Origin of the sequence: Jeongeupia wiesaeckerbachi, from assembly GCF_050916355.1 — a bacterium.
GTDB classification, from domain to species: Bacteria; Pseudomonadota; Gammaproteobacteria; order Burkholderiales; family Chitinibacteraceae; genus Jeongeupia; species Jeongeupia wiesaeckerbachi.
Window position 1 is genome coordinate 1,995,339 of record NZ_CP136946.1, and the last position, 15,407, is coordinate 2,010,745.

Annotated in this window: 13 protein-coding genes; 10 read left to right on the plus strand and 3 right to left on the minus strand. The window is 64.9% G+C overall.

The window, feature by feature from the left end; translation table 11 throughout:
- Window positions 1-189: 189 nt before the first annotated feature.
- Window positions 190-3,453, plus strand: a complete 3,264-nt coding sequence (locus R0382_RS09730) for a PAS domain S-box protein (protein ID WP_432719379.1) — start codon at window positions 190-192, stop codon at window positions 3,451-3,453.
- Between the two features lie 202 nt (window positions 3,454-3,655).
- Here R0382_RS09730 and R0382_RS09735 read toward each other — a convergent pair whose 3' ends face one another.
- The 3 genes from R0382_RS09735 to R0382_RS09745 all read right to left on the minus strand — a co-directional run bounded on the left by R0382_RS09735 (window position 3,656) and on the right by R0382_RS09745 (window position 7,595).
- Window positions 3,656-4,987 carry a sodium-dependent transporter gene (locus R0382_RS09735; protein ID WP_432719380.1) on the minus strand — a complete coding sequence of 444 codons (1,332 nt, stop codon included), beginning with the start codon at window positions 4,985-4,987 and terminating at the stop codon, window positions 3,656-3,658.
- Between the two features lie 171 nt (window positions 4,988-5,158).
- On the minus strand, window positions 5,159-6,124 hold the full coding sequence (locus R0382_RS09740; protein ID WP_432719381.1) for a PhnD/SsuA/transferrin family substrate-binding protein: 966 nt from the start codon (window positions 6,122-6,124) through the stop codon (window positions 5,159-5,161).
- A 304-nt stretch (window positions 6,125-6,428) separates the two neighbouring features.
- The gene (locus tag R0382_RS09745; RefSeq protein WP_432719382.1) at window positions 6,429-7,595 is read right to left on the minus strand and encodes an iron-containing alcohol dehydrogenase; all 1,167 of its coding nucleotides are present in this window, start codon (window positions 7,593-7,595) and stop codon (window positions 6,429-6,431) included.
- Window positions 7,596-8,129: 534 nt separating this feature from the next.
- Here R0382_RS09745 and R0382_RS09750 point away from each other — a divergent pair.
- The 9 genes from R0382_RS09750 (at window position 8,130) to nagA (ending at window position 15,374) form a co-directional block, all read left to right on the plus strand.
- Complete coding sequence (locus R0382_RS09750) at window positions 8,130-8,666, plus strand: DeoR/GlpR family DNA-binding transcription regulator (protein ID WP_432719383.1); 537 nt, start codon at window positions 8,130-8,132, stop codon at window positions 8,664-8,666.
- Complete coding sequence (locus R0382_RS09755; RefSeq protein WP_432719384.1) at window positions 8,588-8,899, plus strand: hypothetical protein; 312 nt, start codon at window positions 8,588-8,590, stop codon at window positions 8,897-8,899. The genes R0382_RS09750 and R0382_RS09755 overlap by 79 nt, the downstream gene beginning before the upstream one ends.
- Window positions 8,900-8,913: 14 nt before the next feature.
- Window positions 8,914-10,221 (plus strand): D-tagatose-bisphosphate aldolase, class II, non-catalytic subunit, encoded by a 1,308-nt coding sequence (locus R0382_RS09760; RefSeq protein ID WP_432719385.1) that lies wholly within the window; start codon window positions 8,914-8,916, stop codon window positions 10,219-10,221.
- Window positions 10,218-11,366 (plus strand): SIS domain-containing protein, encoded by a 1,149-nt coding sequence (locus R0382_RS09765; RefSeq protein WP_432719386.1) that lies wholly within the window; start codon window positions 10,218-10,220, stop codon window positions 11,364-11,366. The genes R0382_RS09760 and R0382_RS09765 overlap by 4 nt, the downstream gene beginning before the upstream one ends.
- Window positions 11,367-11,388: 22 nt before the next feature.
- Window positions 11,389-11,862, plus strand: coding sequence for a PTS N-acetylgalactosamine transporter subunit IIB (gene agaV / locus R0382_RS09770; RefSeq protein WP_432719387.1), 474 nt, complete (start codon window positions 11,389-11,391; stop codon window positions 11,860-11,862).
- An 18-nt stretch (window positions 11,863-11,880) separates the two neighbouring features.
- Window positions 11,881-12,654 carry a PTS N-acetylgalactosamine transporter subunit IIC gene (gene agaW / locus R0382_RS09775; protein WP_432719388.1) on the plus strand — a complete coding sequence of 258 codons (774 nt, stop codon included), beginning with the start codon at window positions 11,881-11,883 and terminating at the stop codon, window positions 12,652-12,654.
- Complete coding sequence (locus R0382_RS09780) at window positions 12,644-13,537, plus strand: PTS system mannose/fructose/sorbose family transporter subunit IID (RefSeq protein WP_432719389.1); 894 nt, start codon at window positions 12,644-12,646, stop codon at window positions 13,535-13,537. Before agaW ends, R0382_RS09780 begins: the two co-directional genes overlap by 11 nt.
- A gap of 252 nt (window positions 13,538-13,789) precedes the next feature.
- Window positions 13,790-14,221: a PTS galactosamine/N-acetylgalactosamine transporter subunit IIA gene (agaF, locus tag R0382_RS09785; protein WP_432719391.1), complete on the plus strand. Its 432-nt coding sequence runs from the start codon at window positions 13,790-13,792 to the stop codon at window positions 14,219-14,221.
- Complete coding sequence (gene nagA, locus R0382_RS09790; protein ID WP_432719392.1) at window positions 14,211-15,374, plus strand: N-acetylglucosamine-6-phosphate deacetylase; 1,164 nt, start codon at window positions 14,211-14,213, stop codon at window positions 15,372-15,374. The genes agaF and nagA overlap by 11 nt, the downstream gene beginning before the upstream one ends.
- Window positions 15,375-15,407 lie beyond the last annotated feature (33 nt).

A 15,407-nucleotide genomic window follows, 5' to 3' on the forward strand; every position in this document is an offset into this window, starting at 1 on the left:
CCAAGTGACGCAGTGCACCAACGCTTTACCATCGGGGAGTGGACGCAAGGCCGGCAGAGGAGGGGGCAATGATATAGTCAGTGCTCACTCTCCTCCCTATTCGATCACGTGATCCGACTGCCTGCTGCCCTGCGCTCCGTGTCGCGCCCGCTCGTGCTTGCACTGACCGTTTTCGCGGTCGGCCTGTGCATGTCCTGGCTGGTATCGCAGTTGCTGGTGCGGATCGAATCGCGCGCGCTTGAAGGGCGCTTCCGGACCGAGGCGCAGAGTGTCGCCGTCCAGCTGGGACGCAGCATCTCGAACGATCTCGGTGCCTTGCGCGCGGCGGCGCGCTATATGGCCTTGTCGCCGTCGGTATCGGCGGGTGAGTTCGGCTTGTTCGTCGAGCCGTATCTCGACACCTTTGGCGGTATCGCCTGGATCCGGCCCGAGGCCGGTGACGTGCTGCGGGTTCGGTACGCCGAACCGGGCGGCTCGCAGGGCGGTTTCGTCGGCACCAATCTGGGCCTCGATCCGGTTCGCGGCGCGGTCTTGCGGCGCGCGCAGGAACGGCACGGCATAGCGACGTCGCCGGTGATGGCCTTGCGCGGCGACTATACCGGCGAGCACGGTTTCTCCATCGCGATTGCCGTGTTTCGTCCCGGCGAGAACGCACCGTACGGCTTCGTCTGGGGCACCTACCGGCTGACCTTGCTGCAGGCGCAGTTGAACCGGATCGGTCAGGAACGGGGCGTGGTTCTGGCGCTCGAGGACGAGAGCGGCCGTACCGTGGCCGAAAGCAACCTCAACGCGGCCGGCGAACGCTCGGTGCGCTTGCGCGATTTTTTCCTGCCGCTGCTGATCGGCGATCGTACCGTGACGCTGCGGGTGACGGCGGCGGGCGCCTTTGTCCACAAGGGCGACTGGGCCGATATTTCTGCAGTGTGGCTGCCGGGAACGGTGATTCCCTTCTTGCTGGCGCTGCTGGTCTATGTGCTGGCGAACCGCCAGGGCTATGCCGAGGCGCTGGCGGTATCGCGGGCGCGCGAGCTCAAGCAGAGCGAACAGCGGCTGCGGCGGATTTTTCACGCGATCGACGACGCGCTGTTTCTGGTCGACGCGCAATGGTCGGTGCGCAAAGCCAACCAGGCCGCGGAATCCCTGCTGGCCGACTGGCGTATCGAGCAGGGTAACGGCACTGGTGCCTTTGCCGGCGTCGCAGCGCAGGCCGGGCTCGACGAGGCCATTGCCGCACTGCTCGCCGGTGGCGAGCCCTTCCTGCTCGATCGCGTCATCGACGGTCACAGTTATGCGATTTCCGGCGTGCGCGTTGCGCGCACCGGCGCCAGCGTCGACGACGTGCTGATCCGCATCGCCGACCTGTCCGAGCAGCGCCGGACGCTGCTCGAATTGCAGGATACCCGCGCCTATCTGGGCAATGTGCTCGACGCGGCGTCGCGGGTGTCGATCATCGCGACCGATAACGACGGTCTGATCGGCCTGTTCAACCGCGGCGCCGAGTACCTGCTCGGCTACCGCAGCGACGAGGTCGTTGGCGCCCGATCGATGCTGGATTTCATTGCTGACAACGAGATCGACGAACGCCGGATCGAACTGGAGGACGAGCTGGGTCAGGCGGTCGGCCGGTTCGAGGCGCTGACGCTGGTTGCCGAACGCAGCGGCATGGACGCGCGCGTCTGGACGCACCGGACCCGCAGCGGCGATCTGCGTCAGGTCGAGCTGACGGTGACGCGCATCGTCGGCGCGCAGGGCAATCGGGTCGGCTATCTGTGCATCGGCGTCGACATCACCGAACGGCTCGCCGCCGAGTCGGCGCTGATCCGCCGCGACCGCTTGCTGTCGAAGCTGTCCGAGCGCGTGCCGGGACTGATCTACCAGTTCCAGCGCTTCCCCGACGGCCGTTCGGTCTTCCCGTACGCTAGCGACGGCATCCAGGCGATCTACGGCATCAGCCCCGAGGCGGCCGCTGCCGACGCGACCATCGTGCTCGAACGCATCGTGGCCGACGACATGCCGATGCTGATCGAAACGATCGACCAGTCGGCGCAGCAGCTGAGCCTGTGGCGCTGCGATTACCGTGTCGAGCTGCCGCAACGCGGCCTGCGCTGGCTGCGCGGCGAATCGTCGCCCGAGCGCCAGGAAGACGGCAGCACGATCTGGTACGGTTTCATTTCCGATATCACCGAGCAGAAGAAGGCCAGCGATCAGATTGCGCTGCTGGCGAGCGTGATCGAAGCCAGCTCGCTCGGCGTGCTGATCGTCGATGCGCGCGCGCCGGATCTGCCGCTGATTTTCGTCAACTCGGCCTTCGAGTACCTCAGCGGCTACGCCCGTCATGAAGTACTCGGTCGGAACTGCCGCTTCCTGCAGGGGCGCGACCGGCTGCAGCCGGAAATCGAAACGGTGCGCCGGTTGATCACCGAGCGCCGCGCCGGCCGGGTCAAGCTGCGCAACTACCGCAAGGACGGCACGCCGTTCTGGAACTCGCTGTCGCTGACGCCGCTGACCGACAGCCAGGGCACGCTGACGCACTATATCGGCGTCAGCGAGGATATCTCCGACCGGGTCGAAGCACAGAACGCGCTGGCCGCGAGCGAGGAAAAATTCCGTACCTTCTTCGAATCGTCGCCGGTCGGGATGGCGCTGATCCGCCATAGCGACGGCCATTTCGTCGACGCCAACACCGCGTTCTGCAACCTGCTCGGCTATGGCGTCGACGAACTGCGCGCGCAGACGCTGACGGGGATCACGCCGGCCGAGTACGCGCTGCAGGATAGAGAGCTGGTGTACGAGCTTTACCGGCAGCAGCGCTATGGCCCGTACGAAAAGGAATACCTGCACCGAGCCGGCCATCGCGTGCCGGTGCTGATCAACGGCTTCCTGATGCCGAGCAAGGAGGGCGGTCAGGGGCTGGCCTGGTGCATTGCCGAGGATATTTCCGAGCAGAAACGCCTGCAGCGCGAGCTGGAACAGATGTCGATCACCGATCCGCTGACGCAGCTCTACAACCGGCGCTACTTCAATCTGGCGATCGAGCGCGAGGTCGGCCGGGTCAACCGCAACGGCGTTCCGCTGTCGCTGGTGATGTTCGACCTCGACCACTTCAAGCGCATCAACGACCAGTTCGGCCACGACGTCGGCGACAAGGTGTTGCAGCATTTCGCCCAGCTCGTGCGCCAGCGGGTCCGCAGCACCGATATCTTCTGCCGGCTGGGCGGCGAGGAATTCCTGCTGGTCTGCCCGGACACCGATTTCGCCGATGCCGAGCGGCTGGCGCAGACGCTGCTGCAATCGCTGCGCGATGAGCCGTTCGAAGTCGTCGGCCGGGTCACCACCAGCATCGGCGTGACCCAATATCAGCCATTCGAACGGATCGACACCGCGCTCAAGCGGGTCGACAACCTGGTCTACACCGCCAAGGATCAGGGCCGCGACCAGATCGCCGTGGCCTGAGCTGCGTCATTCGGCGCTGCGCCGCATATCTTGCCCTGGTCCGATGCCCCGAGCACACCCAAGGGCGCTTGCCGCGGGGCCCCCTCGCTTCGGGTGCGAACGGGCCGGCGCATTTGCCGGCTAGCCGCTGTGTTTCGATCGGCGAGTTCCGCCCAGCAAAAAGGCCGGCATGACCGGCCTTTTTGCATCGTGGCGATCGGGATCAGAGGTTGTGGTACCAGATCACGCCGATGACGATCGGCGCCAGCACCGCGCAGATCAGCCGGAACGCCGGCAGCACCGCGGTCGAACCTTCGGCGCTCAGTTCGTGGCGGATCTTCGGCCAGATCGACCAGCCGACGAACAGCGCGACGAAGAGGCCACCGGCCGGCATCAGCACGTTCGAGGCGATGTAGTCCATCAGATCGAACGGCACCTTGCCGAACAGCTGCATATCGGCCATCGGCCCGAACGACAGCGCGGCCGGGATGCCGATGACGAAGGACGCGATGGCGACGGCGATGGTCGCGGTCTTGCGGGCCCAGCCGAATTCGTCGATCAGGAAGGACACGATCGGTTCGAGAATCGACACCGACGACGTCAGCGCGGCGAACAGCAGCAGGAAGAAGAAGGCGATCGCGAAGAACTGGCCGAAAGGCATCTGCGCGAAGATTGCCGGCATGGTGATGAAGGTCAGCCCCGGGCCTGCGGCCGGGTCGACGTGGAAGGCGAATACCGCCGGCAGCACCATCAGCCCGGCGAGGACGCAGGCGAGCGTCGCCAGCGAGCTGACCCACAAGGTCGCGCCGACGAGCTTGGTGTCCTGCGGCAGGTAGGAGCCGTAGGCGATAATCATGCCGCCACCGAGCGACAGCGAGAAGAAGGCCAGACCGAGCGCATCGACGATCATGCCCGGGGTCAGCTTGGAGAAGTCCGGTGTGATGAAGTACTTCACGCCATCCCAGGCGCCATCCAGCGTCAGCGAGCGTGCGATCAGTACCAGCATCAGGATGAACAGCGCCGGCATCAGCACCTTGCTCATCCGCTCGATGCCTTTTTCAACGCCGCCCATCACGACCGCAACGGTGATGCCCAGAAAGGCCGCGGTATAGCTCAGCGCGTGGACCGGATTGGCGATGAAGCTGCCGAACGCCGCCGACAGCGCCTTGGTGTCGCTGGTCAGCGCCTCGCCGGTGATCGAGCGGAAAATATAGGCAATCGTCCAGCCGCCGACAACGCAGTAGTACGACAGGATGATGAAGATACACAGCACCGACAGGCGGCCGGCCCATGGCCACAGTCCGCCCTTGAGGTCGCGGAAGGCGGTGGTGGCCGATTTCTTCGCGGTGCGGCCGATCAGCATTTCGGCCAGCAGTAGCGCGATACCGATGGTGAACACGCAGACGAGGTAGGCGATCAGAAAGGCGCCGCCGCCGTTCTTGCCGGCGACATAGGGGAATTTCCAGATGGCGCCGAGGCCGACGGCGGAGCCCGAAGCGGCGAGGATGAAGCCCAGCTTGGAACCCCAACTTGCCCGGTTGGCAGTATCGGTCATTAAAATCTCCAATAAATCAACCGATTAGCTTGCACGTCAGGGGTGTCAAGTTTCAAGTGCAACAATCACCCATTGTGATCTGGCGCAAATATGTGCTCTGTGCTGGGTCGCGGCGGACAAAAAAACGGGCCTTGCGGCCCGTATGAATGTCGCGCATACGGGTGAACAGCGCTATTTCGGGCCGCCGAGCACCGTCACCAGCTGGTTGTAGCGACGGTAGAGCTGCTTTTCGCTGGCGCTGCGTTCGGCGTCGCTCTGCTTGGCGAGGTTGAGCTTGAACAGGCCGTAGTAGAGCTGCAGATCGGTGATCTCGCGCAGCTGGCGATTGCTCGACGGCAGGAAGCCCGACAGCTGGTCGGCATAGTACAGCCGGGTCTTTTCCTGTGCGGTGTTGGCGCCGCTGCGGCCGTAGTCGAGAAAGAAGCGCGTGATCGCCGTGCGGGTCGCCGCCGGCAGCGCCTTGTTCAGCACCAGCGGATCGTAAGAGAACGACGGCGATTGCCACAGCACGCGCATCTGCTTGAAATCGCGCGGATAGGTTTCACGCAGCTTTTCCAGATCGTCGCTGTTGCAGACTGCGACATCGACGCGTTTTTCGGCCAGTGCGCGGAAACCGTCCTCGGCATTGCCGGTCTTCACTTCGCGGAAAAAAGCCTCGGGCAGCACATTGCGCTTGGCAAAGGCGTGGTAAGCCGGGATCAGGTAGCCGGCGGTCGATGTCGGCACGCCGCTGGCCAGCCGCCAGCGTTGCTTGTCACGCAGCAGCGCGTCGAGGTCGGCCGGGCCATCGTTGCGGACCAGAAGCAATGAGCGGAATTCGGCGACACCGCCGGTCAGGGCCAGCCGGGCGAAAATTTCGCCGCTGCCTTGCTCAACCAGCGTCAGCGCCGTCCCGGTATTGGTGCGGACAATCTGGATTTCCCGGGCGGCAAAGCGATGCGCCAGCTCGGCGTCGTCCTTGACCGCGACAATCTTCACCGGCTGGCCGACGGCGCGCGCAAGGTCGTCGGCGATTGGTTGCCAGTCGGCCGCCACATTGCCCCCGCCCTTGTCGGCCAGCAGGCCCAGGGTGAGGTCGGCACGCGCCGTGCCGGCGAGCAGCATCAGTGCCGCGATCATGATCCAGTATTGCCGCATGGCCGTCTCCCCTTGGTCAGGGGCGCGACTGTAGGCTTTGTTCATGACGTTGAGATGACAAGTCCGCCTGCGATCCCGGGGTGTGGTGCGCGACGCAACAGCGCGCCGCCGAAGCGGCGCAACGCCATGCTGCTATCGGTCCATCGCACCGGGGTACCGCGCCGTGCGCGGAAGCCGGGCAACGGCCGCCGCCGGGGCCAGCGCCAGCCAGCGGTGCAAGTTGGGCTCGTGCTGGCCGGGGCAATGCGTGAGGGGGCGGTGCAAGGCAGTGCGAGGGCGGCGTTGCACCGCCCTCCAGCCGGCGTCAGGCTGCGGCGAGGACGATGGCGCGGCAGTCGCTCGGAGTCAGCGTGCCGTGCTCGCCGAGCGCGAGGCGCTTGTGCCGGTTCAGTTGTGCTTCGACGCCGTCGGCTGCGGCTGTGGCATCGGTGATGCCGTAATCGGCGAGCCGTGTCTTGACGCCGACCGATTCGAAGAAGCGGCGCGTCGCGACGATCGCGGCGCGTGCAACGGCGCCATCGTCGTCACCGGCCAGCCCCCAGACGCGGCGGCCGTACTGCGCCAGTTTGGCGCGCTTGGTCTCGAAGGTGTAATCGAGCAGGTTCGGCAAGGCGATGGCGAGCGTCTGCGCGTGATCGAGGCCGTAGAGCGCGGTCAGCTCGTGACCGATCGCGTGCGTCGCCCAGTCGAGCGGCTGGCCGAGCGGTACCAGACCGTACATGGCCTGGTCGGCGGCCCACATCAGATTGGCTTGCGCGGCGTAGTCGCTTTGGTCAGCCAGCAGCGTCGGGGCGATCTCGACCAGCGTCGAGAGGATGCCCTCGGCGAGCCGGTCTTGCACCCGGGCTTCGTTCGGGAACGTCAGGTATTGCTCGGTGGTGTGGACGAACGCGTCGACGAGGCCGTTGCCGAGCTGGCGCGGCGGCAGGGTGCTGATGACGCTCGGGTCGAGCACCGAGAAGCGCGGGAAGACGACCGGGTTCTTGAACGACAGCTTGTCCTGCGTCTCGCGTCGGGTGACCACCGCGGCGAAGTTGGCTTCGGAGCCGGTGGCCGGCAGCGTCAGCACACAGCCGATCGGCAAGGCCGATTTCAGCGGCGTCTTGTTGCCGATGATCAGCCACGGATCGATGTCCGGGTCGAGCGCCAGTGCGGCGGCGATGAACTTGCTGCCGTCGAGGACCGAACCGCCGCCGACGCCGAGCACCCAGTCGACCCGCTCTTGCTTGCCGAGCTCGACCGCCTGCATCAGCGTGTCGAATTCGGGGTTGGCCGGAATCCCGGCGAACTCGACGACGGTCCGCCCGGCCAGTGCGGCGATCACCTGATCGTAGACGCCGTTGCGCTTGATGCTGCCGCCGCCGTAGAGAAGCAATACGCGCGCGGTCGGCGGAATCTCGTTGCCGATCTGGGCGATCTGGCCCTGGCCGAAATGCAGGCGGGTCGGATTATGGAAGCTGAAATTGTTCACGGGTGAATCCTGGCAGCGGTTCTCGACGTTGGCCGCCTGCCGCGCCCATCGGTGGACGGCGCGAGCGACCCCATTCGCATAGTGTATGGGGATTCACTTTTTGGGGCCTTGATTACGGTAAATATTACCATTCATCGGTTTGAGATCGAAAGAAAATCAACTTTCGATTTTCGGTTTTGCTTTTCTTTCTGCTGTCATATCGACACTGCGCCGATTTTCAATTAGCTGTAACAAAACTTCATATCGGCATCTGAATCGCAATTCCCGTCGCGTGCTGCATAGCAATAATTGAAAATTAATTTATTGATATCAATCAATTGGATGGTTTTTTGCCGTTCTGGCGATTTGGTAGTTTTCCAAGCGAGGCGCCCGAGATCCGGCTGTCGACTCGCTCAAAACTCGCAAGCTTCGATCGCTGTTAATCGAAAGTTGTCGAATTGACCCACTTTTGTTTGCGAGCCTACAGTCTGCCCAACGCAATACGCCGAAACGGAGTTCAACCCCCGTCCGGCGGGCCAACGACGGGACGCAGACATGGATCGGGTACAGCAACGCCGCAATCACATCGTGCAACTGATGCGCGAACAGGAAAGCTGCCACGTCAGCGATCTTGCCGACGCGCTCGGCGTGTCGACGGTGACGATACGCGGTGATCTTGATTTCCTCGAAGACAGCGGCTGCATCAGCCGCAGCTATGGCAAGGCGGTGCTGAGCCCGCATTTCGCCTTCGAACTCGAATTCCGCGAAAAGGAAAAGATCCGCAGCGAGGCCAAGCAATTGATCGGCCGCGCCGCGGCGCAGCTCGTCAACGACGGCGACGCGCTGATCATCGATTCGGGCTCCACGGTCGGCTTCGTGCCGCGCTACATCGAGCCGTACAAGCGCTGCACGCTGATGACCAACGCACTGAACCTCGCCAACGAACTGATCGGCGACGTGCGCTTCGATCTGATGATGACCGGCGGCAATGTCCGCGCCGATTCGTATTCGTTTTGCGGACCGATCGCCGAACAGGCGGTACGGCTGCACCACTCGACACGCTGTTCATCGGTGCCGACGGCATCGACCTGAAGGCCGGCATCACCACGACCAATGAACAGGACGCCCAGCTCAACCGCGCGATGCTCAGCGTCGCCGACAAGGTCGTGCTGCTGGCCGATTCGAGCAAATTCGGTCGCCGCGGTTTCTGCGTGATCTGCACGCTGCCGCAGGTGCACACGCTGATCACCGACAGCGGCATCACCGACGAATACCGACGTGCGCTGACGCTGGCTGGCGTCAACGTGATCGTCGCCGACGAATGAACAAGGAGAAAGCCATGAGTCTATTGCTCGAGAGCATCCGCCAGCACAAGGCGGGCCAGCCGACCGGGATCTACTCGGTGTGCTCGGCGCACCCGCTGGTGCTCGAGGCGGCGTTGCGTCAGGGGCTGGAGGACGACAGTGTCGTGCTGATCGAGGCGACGTCGAATCAGGTCAACCAGTTCGGCGGCTATACCGGCATGCAACCGGCCGACTTCCGCGATTTCGTGTTCGGTCTGGCCGACAAGGCCGGTTTCGACACGGCCCGGCTGATTCTCGGCGGCGACCATCTCGGCCCGAATGCATGGCGACAACTGCCCGCCGCCGAGGCGATGGTACTGGCTGGCGATATGGTGCGCGGCTATGTGGCGGCCGGTTTCCGCAAGATCCACCTCGATTGTTCGATGTCGTGCGCTGGCGATCCGTTGCCACTGTCCGACGCCGTGGTCGCCGGGCGCGCGGCGCAGTTGTGTGCGATTGCCGAGGCAGCGTGGCGCGATGCCGGCGGCGATGCACCGGTGTACGTGATCGGCACCGAAGTACCGGTCCCCGGTGGCGCGCATGAAGAACTCGGCGAGCTGGCCGTGACGTCGCCGCAGGCCGCGGCGCAGACGCTCAAGGTGCACCGCGAGGTGTTTGCCGCAGCCGGCCTTGGTGACACGTTCGAGCGCGTGATCGCGATGGTCGTTCAGCCCGGCGTCGAGTTCGACCACCACAAGGTCGTCCGCTACAACGCGGCCAAGGCCGAAACGCTGAGCGCCTTCATCGAAGCCGAGCCGCTGGTGTTCGAAGCGCACTCGACCGATTACCAGAGCGATACCGCGCTGGCCGAACTGGTGCGCGACCACTTCGCCATCCTCAAGGTCGGCCCGGGGCTGACGTTCGCGCTGCGCGAGGCACTGTATGCGCTCGACGTGATCGAACGCGAAAGCATCGGCGAATTCGGTGCCTCGCACCTGAAGGCGGTGATCGCCCAGGTGATGCAGGAGGAGCCCGATTACTGGCTGCCGTACTACGCCCAGCCGGGCCACCAGCAATACCTCGACCGCAACTACAGCCTCTCGGACCGGATCCGCTACTACTGGCCGCACCCGAAGGTCGTTGCTGCGCAGCAGACGCTGTTCGCCAACCTCGCCAAACAACCGCTGCTGATGACCCTGGTCAGCCAGTATCTGCCCGAGCAGGCGAAGAAAGTGGCCGACGGCCGCATCGCCGCGACCGCCGAAGCGCTGGTGATCGACAAGATCATGGAAGTGACCCGCAGTTACGCCGCTGCCTGCGGCATGGCCCGGTCGGTCGAGCCGCGCGTGCGGAGGGCTGCATGATGGTTTATCTCGACCACGATCAGCATGATCTCGTCGCCCGCAAGGCCATCCATACCGCGCGTGAAATCACCCAGCAGCCGCGTCTGTGGCGGGAAATCACCGCTGCGCTGCTGAATTCGACCGCCGACTGGCAGCCGTGGCTGACCGATCTGCTCGCCACGCCGGATCTGCGCGTGATCATGACCGGTGCCGGCACCTCGGCGTTCGCTGGCAAGGCGCTGGCCCCAAGCCTGCGCGAACGCACCGGCCTGCGCATTGATCCGGTCGCGACCACCGACATTGTCGGTGATCCGCAAGCATGGCTCGATCCGCGTCTGCCGACCTTGCTGGTGTCGTTCGCCCGCTCGGGCAACAGCCCCGAAAGCGTCGCCGCGGTCGAACTCGCCGACCAGTTGCTGCCGGGCTGTCGCCACCTGATCCTGACCTGCAACCCGGATGGCGCGCTGGCGCGCTATGCCGCCGGCAATCCGCGCGTCCGCTGCGTGCTGATGCCCGACGGTGCCAATGACCAGAGCTTTGCGATGACGTCGAGCTTCACGTCGATGTTCGTTGCTGCGGCGCTGATGCTCGGCGCGGTGCCGCTGGCGGAGGCCGCCGCCCGCGTCGATGCGGTCGCGGCGCTGTGCGAGCGCAAGCTCGCGGTATGGCCGAAGCAGGCGCGCGAACTTGCCGCCGGCCGGCTCGAGCGCGTCGTCTACCTCGGCAGCAACGGCCTGGCCGGCCTCGCCGAAGAGGCGTCGCTGAAATTGCTCGAGCTGACTGCCGGTGGCATCGCGACGCGCTTCGATTCGCCGCTCGGCGTGCGCCACGGCCCGAAATTCATGATCGACGCGCGGACCTGCGTGCTGGTGTTCATGTCGTCACAACCGTATACGCGGCGCTACGACGACGACCTGTATGCCGAACTCGTCGGCAACGGCATCGCACCGCAAGTGATCGCGCTCGGCACTCGCCCCGGCGACACGCTGCCGGTCGAGCTGCCGGAGGCCGACGACCTGTGGCTGAGCCTGCCTTACCTCTTGTTCGCGCAACTGTTCGCCTTCGAGGCCTCGCTTGCCGCCGGGCTGACCCCGGACAACCCGTGCCCGACCGGCGAGGTGAACCGGGTGGTGCAGGGCGTGACGATCTATCCGTATCCGAACTGATCCCGACATCGAGAAAGACACCATGCCGAACATTCTTTTGACCCGCATCGACAACCGCCTCGTGCACGGCCAGGTCGGCGTGACGTGGACCGGCAGCCTCGGCGCCAACCTCGTCCTTGTCGCCAACGACGCCGCTGCCAACGACCCGGTGCAGCAGAACCTGATGGACATGGTCGTCGCGGAGGGCGTGCAGACGCGCTACTTCACGCTGACCAAGACCATCGACGTCATCCACAAGGCCGCCGACCGCCAGAAGATCCTCATCGTCTGTAAGACGCCGCAGGACGTGCTGGCGCTGGTGAAGGGCGGCGTACCGATTCCGTTTGTCAACGTCGGCAACATGCACTTCGCCGAAGGCAAGCGCCAGATCCACAAGACGGTGTCGGTCGACGATGCCGATGTGGCGACGTTCCGCGAGCTGGCCTCGCTGGGCGTGACCTGCGAGATTCGCCGCGTGCCCGACGAGGCCGGCGAGCTCGTTTCGAAGTTGCTCTGACGCGGGGAGGGTTGAGACATGTTGATCGAAGCACTACTGATTGCGCTGCTGGCCGGTTTGGCGGGGGTGGACCTGTTTGACGGGTTGACCCACTTCCACCGTCCGGTGGTGCTCGGCCCGCTGGTCGGGCTGATTCTGGGCGACGTCCATACCGGCCTGCTGGTCGGCGGGACGCTGGAGCTCGTGTGGATGGGCATGGTGCCGCTGGCCGGCGCGCAACCGCCGAACGTCGTCATCGGCGGCGTCATCGGCACGGCGTTCGCGATCCTGACCAAGGCCGAGCCCACGGTGGCGATCGGGGTGGCGGTGCCGTTCTCGATCGCGGTGCAGGGGTGCATCACCATTCTGTTCACCGCCTTCTCGCCGATGATGCACAAGTGCGACGCGATGGCGAAAAAGGGCAACTGGCGCGGGATCGAGCTGGTCAACTATTTCGGCATGGCCATCCTGTTCTGCTTCTACTTCATCGTGGCCTTCCTGCCGATCTACTTCGGTGCCGATGCCGCGGGTGCCGTGGTCAAGGCCGCACCGCAGTGGGTGCTCGACGGCCTGTCTGTGGCGGGCGGCATGATGCCGGCGATCGGTTTTGCGCTGCTGATGAAGATCATGCTCAACAAGAACTATGTCGCCTATTTCATCCTCGGCTTCGTCGGCGTGACCTATCTGAAGCTGCCGATCCTGGCGATTGCACTCGGTGCACTGGCGATCGCGATGATCGATTTCTTCAACAGCAACCGCGCCCAGCCGCAGACGGCCGCAGCCCGGAATGTGGAGGTGGAAGATGGCATTTAACGATAGCGAAGAGCTGCTCGCTGCCAAGGCCGAGAAGCGGATGGAACAGGCGCTGGCGACGCGTTCGGTCGAACGGGACGACTACATCGACACCACCCCGGCCGAACCGCTGACGAAGAAGGATATCAACCGGATGGCGTGGCGCTCGCTCGCGCTGCAGGCATCGTTCAACTACGAACGGATGCAGGCCGGCGGCTGGCTGTACACGCTGATTCCGGCGCTGCGCAAGATCCACAAGAACGAGGAAGACCTATCGAATTCGATGAAGATGCATCTCGAATTCATCAACGTCCATCCCTTCGACGTGACCTTCCTGTCCGGCCTCGTGCTGGCGATGGAGCAGAGCAAGGAGAAGATCTCGACGATCCGTGCGGTCAAGGTCGCGCTGATGGGGCCGCTCGGCGGCATTGGCGACGCGATGTTCTGGCTGACCTGGCTGCCGATCTGCGCTGGCATCGGTGCGGCGCTGGCACTCGAAGGCTCGCTGTTCGGGCCGATCGTGTTCCTGCTGCTGTTCAACGCATTGCACTTCGGCCTGCGTTTCGGTCTGGCGCACTATGGCTACCGGGCGGGGCTTGGCGCGATCAACGTGCTGAAGAACAGCACCAAGAAGATCTCCCACGCGGCGTCCATTGTCGGGATGACGGTGATCGGCGCGCTGGTGGCGTCTTATGTGCGGCTGAGCACGCCGCTGGAGATCCACGCCGGTGAAGCCAAGATCGCGCTGCAGACCGGCGTGCTCGACAAGCTGATGCCCAACCTGCTGCCGCTCGGCTTCACCCTCGTCGTCTACTGGCTGATGAAGAAGGGCTATTCGCCGGTGAAACTGATCGGGCTGACGGTGCTGCTGGGCCTGGCCGGCAAGTTCCTCGGCTTCCTGTGAGCCTATCCCATTCGGCGGCTGCGCCTTTGCATCTCGGTCTCGTCCGATGCTCGAAATCCTCATGGACCACATGTCCATTCCGGTTTCTGCGCTTCGGGCGAGCCCGACCTGCCGTGGCTCGCTCGCCGACTGGGACAGTCTATTGCGCCTTGAATAGGGCTGCCTGGAAAGGCTGAACCGGTGGCGCAGTCCGAGTGATCGGGTTGCGATGTCCGAACCGTTTTCGCGGCGATGCGCCGCAGGAGTACTGCAATGATTTCCCTGATCCTGACCGGCCACGGCCGTATTGCCAGCGGCATTGAAGAAGCCATCATCCAGGTCTTCGGTGCACAGGCCGATCTGCATGTCGTCGATTTTCCCGACGGCATGGGCACCGGCGAGCTTGAAGTCAAACTGGCCGAGGTGCTGGGCGGCTGTGGTGGCGATGTGGTGTTCTGCACCGACCTCCTGGGCGGTTCGCCGTTCCGGCTGGCGTCGACGCTGGCGCAGGCCCGGCCGGGCACCGAGGTGATTGCCGGGATGAATCTGGCGATGTTTGCCGAGATGCTGTTCGAGCGCGACGACATCGCCACCGCAGCCGAGTTTCGCCAGCGTGCGATCGAGGCGGGGCAGGGCGGCATCACCAGTCTGGCCAACCGGCTGGCCCGGCAACGACAGCGCGCAGAGGCTGTCGATGGCCTGTGATCGTCGCTGTGAGCCGGTGCGGCTCAAGGCTGCCCGCGTACTGACGTCGCAGGGCTGGCTCGATAACGGCGTCGTCCACATCGGTGGCGATGGCCGGATCGCCGCGGTCAGGGCCGGCGGCGAGTTTGATCAAGATTTAGGTGACGCCTGGCTGATGCCGGCGCTGGTCGACAGCCACGTGCACGGCGCGATGGGTTTTGATGTGATGGACGCCAGCCACGACGCGCTCGACACGATGTCGGCGTACTTCGCCCGCCACGGCGTCGGTGCGTTCGCCGCGACGACGGTGACGGCGCCGGTGGAAAGCATCGAGGCGGCCATCGTCCAGGTGCGCGAGAGCCGCAAGCGCGGTGTGTCGGGCGCCGAGATCGTCGGCACCTATCTGGAAGGGCCGTACTTCACCGCCAAGTGCTGCGGCGCGCATCCGGTGCCGCTGATGCGGCCGATCAGCGTGCCCGAGCTGGCGCGCTGGCATGCGCTGGCCGACGGCACGCTCAATACCGTGGCGCTGGCGGCCGAACTGCCCGGTGCCGATGCGGCGATCGCTTGGCTGCGCGCACGTGGCGTGCGCACGCTGATCGGCCATTCGGATGCCAGCTATGACGAGACGGTCGACGCGATGCTCGCCGGTGCGCGCGGCGTCGTGCATTGCTTCAACGGCATGCGTGGCCTGCACCATCGCGACCCGGGCGTCGTCGGCGCCGGACTGACCCGGCCCGAGGCCGACGTCGAGCTGATCGTCGACGGTCATCACGTTCACCCCGCGGCGGCACAGATTGCACTGAGCAGCGTCGGCGAGGAGCGGCTGATCCTGATTACCGACGGAATGCGCGCCACCGGCATGCCCGACGGCGACTACGCGCTCGGCGAATTCACCGTCCATATGAGCGCCGGCGTGGTACGCACCGAGGTCGGTGGCCTGGCCGGCAGCACCTTGCGTCTGATCGATGCGGTCAAGCATGCGCAGGACTGGTTCGGTCTGCCGCTCGAACGTGCGTGGGCGCTGGCAAGCCGCAATCCGGCGCGTGCGCTGCGCCGGCCCGATCTGGGCAGCATCGCACCGGGACAGCGCGCGAGCCTGACGGCGATCACACCGCAGCGCGATGTCGTTGCGACCTGGGTGCAGGGACACTGCGTGTTCGGCTCGACCTGATTTGCCGCTCCGGTGTCTCTACCCTCGACACCG